The organism is Nocardia sp. NPDC046763 (assembly GCF_040645495.1).
GTDB lineage: Bacteria > Actinomycetota > Actinomycetes > Mycobacteriales > Mycobacteriaceae > Nocardia.
Genome location: NZ_JBEYYI010000013.1, coordinates 205,776 through 217,245, shown reverse-complemented (window position 1 = coordinate 217,245; position 11,470 = coordinate 205,776). Strand labels below are relative to the sequence as shown.

Here is an 11,470-nt window from a genome sequence, read left to right as displayed (position 1 = left end):
GCGGCCTACACCCTGCAGGAACTCCTCACCATCAAGTCGGACGACGTGGTCGGCCGCGTGAAGGTGTACGAGGCGATCGTCAAGGGCGAGAACATCCCCGAACCGGGTGTCCCCGAATCCTTCAAGGTCCTGCTCAAAGAACTCCAATCTCTCTGTCTCAATGTCGAAGTCCTCTCCGCCGGCTCCGCCATCGAACTCCAGCAACCCGACGACGACTTCGACCGCGCCGCCACCAATCTCGGAATCACCCTCACCCACAACGAATCCCCCACCATCTCCGACCTGACCAGCTGATCCACCCGGCCATGTGCCGCGTCCCGGCTCTCCGGGACGCGGCGCACGCCGGGTCCGGCATTGCGACGACTCAACGTGGTCGGCAGCATGTCCGCCGAATGTCTTTTCATTCGGATAGTGCCCGGGACAGTCTCGAAGGGCTGTCCGTCGGGATGCGGCCCGGGCACGCTCACCCGCTTCGACCCGGCGCTGCGCGCACCGATCGGCCCGCTGCACTGGGCGGGCACCGACAGCCACCCGTTGGGCCGGCTACATCGACGGCGCCGCCGAATCCGGCCATCGCGTGGCCAGGGAGATCGCCCCCGCCTTCCTGCGGAGCAGCGTGTAAAGGTCGGGAACGGGTCCCGAAGATCAGGAACACACGGATCGAGACAGCGAGCGTTCGTCGATCCGGAAGTCGTTGGCGGCCGCAGTGTGACCGGACTCATGCCGGCGCGGGGCCGAGTCCCCGGTCGCGGCAGGTGTGATGCTTGTCGGATTCCCTCGGCGGTAGACCGATCGTCATACTTGATGGTGTTTTCGTGGCGAGCGGTTGTCGCTCGCCGTCGCAGTCAGATGCCGGGACCGCCCAGGGGTGCGGTTCGAAGGGTTCCCGGCAGTTCTGGAGATCAGGAGGGTTGATGGATCGCCGTCGAGTGGCAATCGGGATTGTTGTCACCGGTCTCGCGTTGAGTGTTCCCACCGTGGCCGTGGGCGCGGGCTTGGCCGGGGCGGCGCCGGTGGCCGAGGGGTGCCATAGCGGTACCCGGGTTCCCACCTCGGATCCCCACGAATACGACTCGTGCATCGCGGGTGAGTGGGGCAATGTGCGGCGGTGCCCGCCGTTCACGATCGTCGATCAGACCGTGGACGGCGACATCCGCTGCGTGAACGAGTGACGTTCGCGCCTGCGGCACACGGGTTCTGGGAATCGGCCTCCGGCCCCGCGCACACTTGACGGGCGCTAGCCGGCGGGGACCACCCGGGGCGCGGCCAGGCATTCTTCGACGAGCCGGACCGCGTCGGGCAGCTCGATGTGGTCTTCCGGGTAGGCCCCGAGATGGCCGCCGTCGGGGAGGATGGTGGCGACCGAGCCCAGCTCGCGGATCAGAACGCCCACGTGTTCGAGCGGGTCGGGCGCGTTGACCGGGTCGTCGATGGCCTGGAGCACCCGGAACTGCTTGGCGGCGGCGCGGATTCGCGTCCAGTCGAAGTCACCCGCGAAGAAGCTCGCGAGCAGGTCGTAGCCGACCTCGTGGACCGAGGCCGAGACCAGGACGGCACCGGCGAAGACCCCCGCGGCCGGATCGTACGCCTCGAGCACGCGCAGCACATTGACCGCGCCGATGCTGTGACCGACCAGCACGGTGTCCTCGGGCCGGCTCGCGGCAGCGGCCGACGCCAAGGCCTCGCGCCACGGACCACGCTGCGGCGCATCCGTATCCGGCAGGTTGGGGATGACGACCCGATGCCCTCGGCCGGTCAGTTCGGCGCGGAAGGGGGGAAACCAGACGCTGTCCGCGCGGGCTTGCAGTCCGTGCGAGACCACGATGGTGCTCACTGCTCGATAGTCCTCTCGTTGTCGTTCCGACCATCGAGCCTGCACGACGACACTGGCATTGGACTGGCAATGCCCCCGCCGCCGTGCCGGGCGGGGGCCGGTACGCCGCTATTGTGCTGCGGCGCGGATGATCTCGCGACGACGGCCGAGCCGGACTGGTGAATGGCTCGGGAACGACGACTTCTTCAGTGGCGCTTGGGATCACCTGGACGAGGTCACCGCGGAGGGGCTGCGACTGTGCGCCGAGCTCGGCTATCCGACCACCGCCGGACCCGGGAAGTTCCTGCGCGGCCTGGTCGCGGCCGCCCGCGGGGAGGTCGCAATCCTCGAACAGCTCAGCGAGGAGCTGCTCCGTTGAGCACCAGCACGATGTCATCGTCCGGGACGCCGGTGACGAACGCGGAGATCACCTCGATATCGACCGCCCGACCGACCAGCATCCGCCACCGCTCTCCCACCGCACCACATCGTCCCGATCATTCTGACCACGCGGCATTCCGGGCCCGCACATTTCTGGGAATACCCGGCGAATCCGCCCACTCGGTGGGCGCAGGTGCGAGCAGGGTGCCGCCCGTGAATTGCATCGCGAGCCGGGCATCGACGGTTCGGCGCGTGAGGTGGCAACAGCGGGCAATTCCGACCACCGAAACCGGGCGCTGATCGGGCAAACTCCTGGAGATCCAACAAGTGAGCGCACGCTCAGGACATTTGACCAGTTGCCTATGAATTGCCAAGGAGGCCGATAGGTTACATCAAACCCTTTGTTACACATATCAACTCGAATAGCTCCGAGGTGACCATCCCCACAGCACCGAAACGGCGATTCCGGTTGAACGCCCAACCTGGAATCCGTAAAGTTACTCACTAGTTAGGCACGAAGGTGTTCCTACCTCGGCCCGACATTCTGCTAGGGGGCCAATCGCATACCGTCCGCATCCACCGACGCATGTCGGACGAACACCGTTGGATACCAACAGGTTCGTATTTAAGGAGGGGACGATGGTTTCCTACATCGTCACGGGCGGAACCGGATTCCTGGGCCGGCGCGTTGTCGCCGCGCTGCTGGAGCGCGACCCGGAGGCCGTGGTCCACGCACTGACGCGTGAGGCCTCGGTGGCCAAACTGCGCGAGCTGGCGGCGGGCTGGGGCGCCGAGGATCGGGTGTTCCCACTGGTCGGAGACCTGGCAGCGCCGGGACTGGGCCTGCCGGAGGGCGCCGGCGGCCGTTTCGCGGAGGCCCCCCGGGCCGATCACATCATCCATCTCGGCGCGGTCTACGACATGACCGCCGACGCCGAGGTCACCTACGCCGCCAATGTGCAGGGCACCCGCTCGGTCATCGACCTGGCCCTGGAACTCGGCGCGGTCCTGCACCACGTCTCGTCGGTCGCGGTCGCGGGCGATCACAAGGGCAAGTTCTTCGAGGACGACTTCGACCTCGGTCAGGGCCTGCACTCCGCCTATCACCGCACCAAGTTCGAGGCCGAGAAGATGGTCCGCGAGGCCGCGGGCCTGCGCTGGCGGGTGTACCGCCCGGCCATCGTGGCCGGCGACTCCCGCACCGGCGAGATGGACAAGATCGACGGGCCGTACTACTTCTTCCCCGCCATCGCGGGGCTGGCGGCGCTGCCCTCGGAGCTGCCCATGCCGATCCCCGACCTGGGCGCCACCAATATCGTTCCGGTGGACTATGTGGTCGACGCCATGGTCGAGCTGATCGGCAAGCCCGGGCTCATCGGCCGCACCTTCCACCTCACCAATCCGGAACCGCAGCCGTTCACCGAGATCTACAACGCGCTCGCCCGCGCGGCCGGCGCGCCGACCGCCATCGGCACCGTGCCGGGCTCGCACACCGCGCTCAACGCCCTCGGCGGGTTGCCGGGCGTCCCCGCGGTGCGGGACTTCCTGCTGGAGCGCTTCGGCATTCCCGCCGAGGTGGCCCCGCACACCTCCTTCGAGTCGACCTTCGTCTCCGAATCCACCCGGGCGCAGCTGCGTGGCAGCGGCATCGAGGTGCCGGCGTTCGAGGACTATGCCGCCGCCCTGTGGAAGTACTGGCGCGCCAACCTGGATCCGGATCGTGCCCGCCGCATCGAGGGCGATCGCCTCGCGGGCCGCATCGTGCTGATCACCGGCGCGTCCACCGGCATCGGCCTGGCGACCGCGCACGCGGTGGCCAAGCGCGGCGCGACCGTGCTCATGGTGGCGCGCACCGAGGAGGACCTGAACGCCGCGGCCGCCGAGGTGCGGGCGGAAAGCGGTGCGGCGCAGGCGTACATCTGCGACATCACCGACGAGAAGTCGGTGGAGCTGCTGGTCAAGCAGGTGCTCGCCGATCACGGGCACGTCGACTACGTGGTGAACAACGCGGGCCGCTCGATCCGCCGCTCGGTGCTCAACTCCACCGATCGCATGCACGACTTCGAGCGGACCATGGCGGTCAACTACTTCGGCGCGGTGCGGCTCATCCTGGCGCTGCTGCCGTCCATGCGGGAACGCCGCTTCGGGCACTTCGTGAACATCTCCTCGATCGCGGTGCAGACCAAGGTGCCGCGGTTCGCGGCGTACGTGGCCAGCAAGTCGGCGCTGGACAACTTCAGCGAGATCGCGGCGGTCGAGAACGCCGACGCCGGAATCACCTTCACCTCGGTGCGCATGCCGTTGGTGCGCACGGCCATGATCGCGCCGACCGACCTGTACAAGTCCATCCCGGTGCACAGCCCGGATCAGGCGGCCGACATCGTGGTGCGCGCGCTCGAGCACCGGCCCAGCCGCATCGACACCCCCATCGGCACCTTCGCCCAGTTCGTCGACACGGTCATGCCCTCGGTGAAGCGCGCCATTCTGCACCAGGGCTTCCGGATGTTCGGCGAGTCCAAGGCCGCGCGCACGCCGGCGCCGCTCGCCCCGGCGAGCACCGAAACCGGTACGGAGAACGCCGAAACCGCCACGGAGAAGCCGGAATCGCGCAGCCCGCTGCTGGCGCTGGCCCCGATCGTGCAGCCGCTCATGGGCCTGCCCGCCCCGGCCGCACGTATTACCAACCGCATTCCGGGTCTGAACTGGTAATCAGCCCGTCCGCCAACACGGTTCGGCCCGGTGTGGAACACCACACCGGGCCGGCCGTTGTTCGGTATCCGCGGTCCGGTGGTGGGCGAGGCCCCAAGTGCCGTGACACCTGACGCCCCCCGAACCGCGGATACCCGGACCCGCTCCGGGGTCTCGTCAGCAAGTCCACGAGACCACCCGGGAGTCGGGCCCTTCCCCTCCCCGGGGTCAGATGCGGTCCGCGGCGAAGTTCGCCGCGTCCACCAGATCGCTGCCATAGGCGACGTGCGCGTTGGCGTCGATGCCGGAGCCGCAGATGGGATCGCCGCGGGTGCACCAGTCCCCGGTGCGGAACTGATACGCGCCGGGCACATTCCAGCCCAGGCCGCGGATGGGGTCACCGAACAGCAGCACCGCGGCGACGCGCTCGCCGAGGTAGTCCGGCAGCTGCACCCGGCCCGGATACCAGGACACCACGCCGGTGCCCAGTGCCGCGTGCACGACCGCCGCACCCTGCGAGTAGCCGACCAGGACGAACTCCTGACCCGGGCAGGCCGCGGCCGCAGCGGCCAAGTGCCCCACCAGATCCGCGCTCCCCGCGCCCACATCGAACGAGTAGTCGGCGGGGTAGTTCACGCGATAGGAACTCGCCGAAACGGGCAACCGATCCTGCAGCATGCCGTAGAGCGGATCGCCGATCTCGTCGCCGAGCCACCCGGGTTCGCCTGTGCCCCTTGCCACTACGACGTCCACGGCAGCGCATCCCTGGTCCGCGTGGGCCCTCGCTGGTGGAACGAACACGGTCGCGATCGTCAGCATGATCGCGAGACCCCGAGCCGTACGCCATTTTCCAGGCAGCAATACCTTCCGGTCGCCCATTGTCCTCACCTCTCACGTCGTTGTGAGAAGCCCAGTGACTCTTGTCATTGACTAGAGACCGATCACCGGGCCATGTGACCCAAGGTAGGAAGGGTCCAGGAGGGCGGCAACGAATTCTACTGGAGAGACGCCTGATTGGTACCCAAACGTTTCATCATGAAACTTGTTATCTACGTGCTACTTTGGGGCTACGAATCGGCCACGGACGGAATCCGGACCACACCGCGAACCACGCGCAAAATGAAACTAGTTCTCATAGTGTGTTGGTATGGAACGACTTACCGGACTCGACGCGAGCTTCCTCTATCTCGAAACAGACACCCAACTCCTGCACGTCTGCGCAATGCTGATACTCGACCCCGCCGCCGACGGGGTGAGCTACGAGCACGGGGCCTTCAAGGCCGAACTCGGACGGCGGCTGCACCTCATCCCGGCCATGACCCGGCGGCTGCACGCGGTGCCGCTCAACCTCGATCATCCGGTCTGGGTGCGGGATTCGAACTTCGACCTGGACTACCACGTGCGCCGGCTCGCGCTACCCGCCGGGGCCGGGGACCGGGGACTGGCCGAACTGGCCGCCGACATCGCCGGACGCCCCCTCGACCGCGGCCGGCCGCTGTGGGAGATGTGGGTGGTCGAGGGCCTGCCGCACGGCAAGGTGGCGGTCATCTCGAAGTACCACCACGCCATCGTGGACGGCATCACCGGTACCAACATGATGATGCACCTGTGCGATATGCAGCCGGGTGTGTCCTACACCCCGCCCGCCGAGATCGCCCCGGCCGAAACGGAACCCAATGATCTGCAGCTGGCCGGGGAGGCGCTGCTGAAGCTCCCCGGCCGGCTCGGGATGGTCGGCATGGTGCCCAAGACCGTCGGCATTCTGGGTGGTCTGGTGCAGCGGCGGCGAGGCAACGGCAGCCGCGGCATGCCCTTGCCCTTCACCGCGCCGCGCACGCCGTTCAATCGGGCAATCACCCCGCATCGCGCCATCTCCTTCGTGCAGACCGAGCTGTCGGATATCAAGGAGATAAAGACCGCCTTCGGGGTGAAGGTCAACGACGTGGTGCTGGCGGTGGTCGGCGGCGCGCTGCGCAGCTACCTCGAGGTGCACGACGAACTGCCCGAAACCTCGCTCATGGCCTCGGTTCCGGTGTCCACGCACGAGACCTCACGCCACGAGGAGGGCACCAACAAGGTGTCGACCATCTTCGCGCGGCTCTACACCGAGATCGAGGATCCGGTGGCGCGGGTGCTGGCCATCGCCGAGGACAATCGCGGGGCCAAGGAGGAGCACAATCTGATCGGCGCGGACTTCCTCCAGGACTGGGCGAAGTACGCGCCGCCCAACACCTTCCAGCTGGCCGCGCGGGCGTACTCCTCGCTCAAGCTGGCCGAGCATCACCCGGTGGTGCACAACCTGGTGGTGTCGAATGTGCCCGGGCCCAACTTCCCCATGTACTTCCTGGGGGTCCGGGTGGCGTCGATGTATCCCTTCGGGCCGGTGTTCCACGGCGCGGGACTCACCGCCACCGTGATTTCCAACAACGGGCACCTGGATTTCGGGTTCATCGCCTGCAAGGAACTGGTGCCGGATGTGGGCACCATCGCCGACGCCGTCCCCGAGGTGATCACCGCGCTGCTCAAGGCCGCGCGCGAAAAGGCCTGACCCGGGCCCGAATCCGCTACACCCGATCCACCACCGATTGAACGGCCTCGAGGAACACCGGGACAAAGACGTCCGCCTCGAGTGCGCAGGCCGCGTGACCGGCCTTGGCGAGGAAGATCTCCGCCCCCGGAATCGCCTTCGCCATCTCCAGCTGACGGAAGACGGGCAGCGCCCGATCCCGCGTGGTGATCACCACCGCCGTCGGCACTTTCAGGGTCGGCAGCCAGTCCGATGCATCGAAACGCCCCAGCACCGCGAGCGCCTGTGCGAGCGCCCAGCCGCTGGTGGCCCGCAGTTCCGTCATGGCCCAGCGATCCATCCGGCCCACCGGCCACGAGGATTCCGGCAGCGTGGGCAGTTTGTCGCGGCGCAGTTCGGCGCGGCGGAATGACCATTCGGAGAACAGCGTGGCAGTGGCCGACCAGCCGCGATGGAAGGCGCGCTCGCGCCACTTCTCTTGGAAACGGTACGTGGTGGCGGCCAGCACCAGCCCGCCCACGCGATCCGGGTGCCGGTGCGCGGTCAGCTGGGCGATCACGCCGCCCATGGAATAGCCTGCGAGAACAGGGCGTTCGACGCCGACCGCATCGGCGACGGCGACGACGTCATCGGCCAGATCGTCGAGATCGAAACGCTCGGAACGGATTCCGTGACCGTGCCAGCGCTGATCGAACAGAACCACGCGGTAGCGCTCGTTGAGTTCACGCAGGCACGGGAACCAGTTGAGCATGGCGGTGGTGGCCATGCCGTGCAGCAGCAGCACGGTCGGCGAGTCCGCGGACGGACCCGGCAGGTCGACCACGTAGGTCGAGCCGCGGCCGGGCAGCTCCACCATCGCACCCTGTGGCACCTCGGTCAGCCGGGAGATGCGCGGCGAGAGCCGCCGGCCACCGCGGCTCGCGGCGGCGGGCGTGGTCAGGTCCGAGCTGGGGTTCGTCATCGAAGGCCTCCCGGCGCACCGCCTCGGCGGTCGAAATGGAACACGTTTCACTTGATGATGCCATACCGGGGCCGGACCTGCGGGTTACGGTTTGCAGGCGTCCGGGGCGACGACTGTGGTCACGAACACCGGAGCGGTCGGTGGGGGTGCGGTGACGGGCGGGTCGGCGGGGATCTCGTAGAGGTGAATTCCGGTACGGCGCACCTGCCCCGGATCCAGGGCGACGCCCGAGACGAAGGCGGCGTGACCGTAGATATCGGTCACCTCGGCCGTGAAGGGGCCCGGACCCAGACCCGAGAGGTTCCAGTAGTTGTCGTTGCCACGCCGCAGGGGCCGGTAGTCACCGCCCGAGGCGGGACGCAGCGCGACCTGCTGGATGGGATTTCCGGTGCCGGAGAACAGGATTCCGATCCAGCTGGGCGAGGAGCTCGGCTGCACGCGGTAGACGAGCTCGGGCGCCGGATCGGGGTCGCGCACCTGGCTGATCCGGATCTGCGCGACACCCTCGTCGGCCTCGGCGACGGCCTCGAAAGCCGAACGGCTCAAATCATATTGATCCGGGCCGCAACCGGGGCAGCGGTCCACGACCTGGGCGCGGACGCTGCCGAGCGGGCCGTCGATATCGACGTAGGAGCCGCAGGGGGCGGAACCGTCGTACTGACCGGTCGGGACCCCGACGTAGTAGCCGTCCAGCGGCAGATCGGGCAGCGAGCACGCCACGCCCTGATCGAAGGCGTAAAACAGGGCCTCGCCCCGTTCCGAGGCCGGTCGCGACTCCTGGATTTGAATCTGCTGGGGAGTAACCGAACTCAGTGCAGCGGCAGCGGGAAGCGTGATGACGGTTGTGGCGGGTAAGGCCGTCGTACAACTGAGGGACTGCGGTCTTATCCACCAGGTGGCCAGCCCTACCACCACCGATCCCACCAGAATTGTCCACAACCATGGCCTGCCAGAATGAATCTCTTCGTGTCCGGTGCGGTGCATGGCCGATCCCCCAACCCTCCGTATTATATTTGCTGAATCGATGCTGCACTCCTCCCCAGGAAAGCAGCCAACGCCGTTTCACCGGGCTCGAATCGGAAAGTCAGAGTGAAATGGGCGGCGTGTTGCCGGTGTGTCCTGGAGTTAGAACCGCAGGCCAGGGCGCTTCGTATGTCCGTGTATCCCGCATCTCCGGATGCCCGATCGCCTCAGGAGACCGCCGCCATGGCCCAGCTCGCGCCCTTCTACCGGCAGGTCCAGTCCCACTACGACCTGTCGGACGCCTTCTACGCACTGTTCCTCGACCCGACCATGACCTACAGCTGCGCCTACTTCGACCGCACGGGCATGAGCCTGGAGGAGGCCCAACTAGCCAAGATCGATCTGACCCTGGGGAAGCTGGGACTCGAGCCCGGCATGACACTGCTCGACGTCGGCTGCGGGTGGGGGTCGACCATGATCCGCGCGGTGCTGACCTACGGGGTGCGGGTGATCGGATTGACCCTGAGCCGCAACCAATTCGAGTCGGTCCAGGCCCAGCTGCGGGAACTCGGCATCTCCGAAGCCGAAGTGCGGCTGCAGGGCTGGGAGGAATACGAGGGCACCGCCGATCGGATCGTCAGCATCGGTGCCTTCGAGCACTTCCGCAAGGAGCGGTACGCGGAATTCTTCACGCGGTGCCATCGGATGCTGCCCGCGGACGGACGCATGCTGCTGCACACCATCATCGGACGCACCGTGGCCGAGCTGCGGTCCGCCGAGATTCCGGTCACCCGTGAGGATGCGCTGTTCCACATCTTCGTCAAGCGGGAGATCTTCCCCGGAGGCCAACTGCCGCAACCCGATACGGTCCCACGGGAGGCGGAGGCGGTGGGCTTCCGGACCTCGCGGATCCAGTCGCTGCGGCCGCACTATGCCAAGACCCTCGACCTGTGGGCAGCGGCGCTGGAGTCGCGTCACGACGAGGCGGCCCGGATCACCTCCGAGGAGGTCTACCAGCGGTATATCCGATACCTGACCGGGAGTGCGCACCGCTTCCGGGCGGGCCACCTGGACGTCATGCAGTTCACCCTCCAGAAGTAGGCGCCAGGACCGCTGCGCCCGCGAATCGCCCGTGGGCCAGATCCCCGAGGGCCCGGTCGGCGGCCTCGAGCGGGTAGGGATGAACGGTCACCTCGAGGCGATGCTCGCCCGCGAAGGCGAGGAAATCCCACGCGTCCTGCCGGGTATTGGCGGTGACGGATCGAATCTCCCGCTCCTGGAACAGATGTCGCTGGTAACTCAGCGGCGGAATGTCGCTGAGGTGGATTCCGGCGATCGACAGCACCCCACCGCGATCCAGCGCCGCCAGCGCGGGCAGCACCAGATCGCCCACGGGCGCAAAGAGAATCGCCGAATCGAGCGGTTCGGGGGGTGCGTCGGCGGCACCCTGCGCCGAGGCCGCGCCCAGCTCCAGCGCGAGCTCCTGGGCCTCCTTGTCACGGGTCATCACATGGACTTCCGCACCCTGCGCCAGCGCCACCTGCGCAGCCAGATGGGCGCTCCCGCCGAATCCGTAGATACCGAGACGTCCACCCTGTGGTACCGCCGCCCGTCGCAACGCTCGGTACCCGATGATGCCCGCACAGAGTAACGGTGCGAGCTCGGCATCGGCGTATCCGCCGGGCAGGGGTAGCGCGTAATCCGCTGGTACAGTGGCGAATTCGGCGTAGCCGCCGTCGGCGTCCCAGCCGGTGTAGCGCGACTCGGGGCACAGATTCTCGGCACCCCGGCGGCAGAATCGGCACACGCCGCAGGTGTGGCGCAGCCAGGCGATTCCGACCCGGTCCCCCATCAGGATCTCGCCGTTCACCCCTTCCCCCGCCTCGACGACCTCACCGACGACCTCGTGCCCGGGGACCACACCCCGCCGGTGCACCGCCAGATCGCCCTCCGCGACATGCAGATCGGTGCGGCACACCCCGCACGCCAGCACCCGCACGAGCAACTCTCCCGCGGCCGGTTCGGGCACCGGGAGCTGATCGAAGATCACGGGCCGTTCATCGATCGGCCCCGGGCGCTCGACCCGCCAGGCTCTCATCGTCGCCATCCCCCCAGTCTCCTCCCCGGCAACGACTGG

At 67.6% G+C, this 11,470-nt stretch carries 11 protein-coding genes and 1 pseudogene; 7 read left to right on the top strand and 5 right to left on the bottom strand.

The window, feature by feature from the left end; all coding sequences use genetic code 11:
* The 3 genes and pseudogenes from ABZ909_RS22605 to ABZ909_RS22595 form a co-directional block, all read left to right on the top strand.
* A partial coding sequence (locus ABZ909_RS22605) for a hypothetical protein (RefSeq protein ID WP_357002719.1) occupies positions 1-294 on the top strand: 294 nt, incomplete at its 5' end.
* A 159-nt stretch (positions 295-453) separates the two neighbouring features.
* Positions 454-622: pseudogene (locus ABZ909_RS22600) on the top strand (FAD-dependent oxidoreductase); the annotation flags it as partial.
* A gap of 292 nt (positions 623-914) precedes the next feature.
* Positions 915-1,172, top strand: coding sequence for a hypothetical protein (locus ABZ909_RS22595; protein ID WP_357002717.1), 258 nt, complete (start codon positions 915-917; stop codon positions 1,170-1,172).
* Positions 1,173-1,237: 65 nt separating this feature from the next.
* Here ABZ909_RS22595 and ABZ909_RS22590 read toward each other — a convergent pair whose 3' ends face one another.
* Positions 1,238-1,834, bottom strand: coding sequence for an alpha/beta fold hydrolase (locus ABZ909_RS22590; RefSeq protein WP_357002715.1), 597 nt, complete (start codon positions 1,832-1,834; stop codon positions 1,238-1,240).
* A gap of 127 nt (positions 1,835-1,961) precedes the next feature.
* Between ABZ909_RS22590 and ABZ909_RS22585 the strand changes: the two genes are divergently transcribed.
* Together ABZ909_RS22585 and ABZ909_RS22580 are read left to right on the top strand one after the other, a co-directional pair.
* Complete coding sequence (locus tag ABZ909_RS22585; protein ID WP_357002713.1) at positions 1,962-2,192, top strand: hypothetical protein; 231 nt, start codon at positions 1,962-1,964, stop codon at positions 2,190-2,192.
* Positions 2,193-2,833: 641 nt separating this feature from the next.
* On the top strand, positions 2,834-4,903 hold the full coding sequence (locus tag ABZ909_RS22580; protein WP_357002711.1) for an SDR family oxidoreductase: 2,070 nt from the start codon (positions 2,834-2,836) through the stop codon (positions 4,901-4,903).
* Positions 4,904-5,110: 207 nt separating this feature from the next.
* On the opposite strand, the gene ABZ909_RS22575 is transcribed toward ABZ909_RS22580, so the two are convergent.
* Entirely contained in the window at positions 5,111-5,701 is a 591-nt protein-coding gene (locus ABZ909_RS22575) for a cutinase family protein (protein WP_357002735.1), read from the bottom strand.
* Between the two features lie 328 nt (positions 5,702-6,029).
* On the opposite strand from ABZ909_RS22575, the gene ABZ909_RS22570 reads away from it, so the two are divergent.
* Positions 6,030-7,430 (top strand): wax ester/triacylglycerol synthase family O-acyltransferase, encoded by a 1,401-nt coding sequence (locus ABZ909_RS22570; RefSeq protein ID WP_357002709.1) that lies wholly within the window; start codon positions 6,030-6,032, stop codon positions 7,428-7,430.
* Positions 7,431-7,446: 16 nt separating this feature from the next.
* Here the strand turns inward: ABZ909_RS22570 and ABZ909_RS22565 are convergent, their stop codons facing one another.
* Both ABZ909_RS22565 and ABZ909_RS22560 read right to left on the bottom strand, forming a co-directional pair.
* Positions 7,447-8,370 carry an alpha/beta hydrolase gene (locus ABZ909_RS22565; protein WP_357002707.1) on the bottom strand — a complete coding sequence of 308 codons (924 nt, stop codon included), beginning with the start codon at positions 8,368-8,370 and terminating at the stop codon, positions 7,447-7,449.
* An 84-nt stretch (positions 8,371-8,454) separates the two neighbouring features.
* The gene (locus ABZ909_RS22560; protein WP_357002705.1) at positions 8,455-9,354 is read right to left on the bottom strand and encodes an expansin EXLX1 family cellulose-binding protein; all 900 of its coding nucleotides are present in this window, start codon (positions 9,352-9,354) and stop codon (positions 8,455-8,457) included.
* A gap of 222 nt (positions 9,355-9,576) precedes the next feature.
* Here ABZ909_RS22560 and ABZ909_RS22555 point away from each other — a divergent pair, with 222 nt between their 5' ends.
* Positions 9,577-10,434, top strand: a complete 858-nt coding sequence (locus ABZ909_RS22555) for a cyclopropane mycolic acid synthase family methyltransferase (protein WP_357002703.1) — start codon at positions 9,577-9,579, stop codon at positions 10,432-10,434.
* On the opposite strand, the gene ABZ909_RS22550 is transcribed toward ABZ909_RS22555, so the two are convergent.
* Entirely contained in the window at positions 10,418-11,440 is a 1,023-nt protein-coding gene (locus ABZ909_RS22550; RefSeq protein ID WP_357002701.1) for a zinc-binding alcohol dehydrogenase family protein, read from the bottom strand. The two genes, ABZ909_RS22555 and ABZ909_RS22550, sit on opposite strands and share 17 nt — an antisense overlap.
* Between the last annotated feature and the right edge of the window lie 30 nt (positions 11,441-11,470).

Excerpts from the sequence above, each read along its gene's own strand:
- ABZ909_RS22595 (WP_357002717.1), top strand. The coding sequence starts at position 915 with ATGGATCGCCGTCGAGTGGCAATCGGGATTGTTGTCACCGGTCTCGCG.
- ABZ909_RS22585 (WP_357002713.1), top strand. The coding sequence starts at position 1,962 with ATGATCTCGCGACGACGGCCGAGCCGGACTGGTGAATGGCTCGGGAAC.
- ABZ909_RS22580 (WP_357002711.1), top strand. The coding sequence starts at position 2,834 with ATGGTTTCCTACATCGTCACGGGCGGAACCGGATTCCTGGGCCGGCGC.
- ABZ909_RS22575 (WP_357002735.1), bottom strand. The coding sequence starts at position 5,701 with ATGCTGACGATCGCGACCGTGTTCGTTCCACCAGCGAGGGCCCACGCG.
- ABZ909_RS22570 (WP_357002709.1), top strand. The coding sequence starts at position 6,030 with ATGGAACGACTTACCGGACTCGACGCGAGCTTCCTCTATCTCGAAACA.
- ABZ909_RS22565 (WP_357002707.1), bottom strand. The coding sequence starts at position 8,370 with ATGACGAACCCCAGCTCGGACCTGACCACGCCCGCCGCCGCGAGCCGC.
- ABZ909_RS22560 (WP_357002705.1), bottom strand. The coding sequence starts at position 9,354 with ATGCACCGCACCGGACACGAAGAGATTCATTCTGGCAGGCCATGGTTG.
- ABZ909_RS22555 (WP_357002703.1), top strand. The coding sequence starts at position 9,577 with ATGGCCCAGCTCGCGCCCTTCTACCGGCAGGTCCAGTCCCACTACGAC.
- ABZ909_RS22550 (WP_357002701.1), bottom strand. The coding sequence starts at position 11,440 with ATGGCGACGATGAGAGCCTGGCGGGTCGAGCGCCCGGGGCCGATCGAT.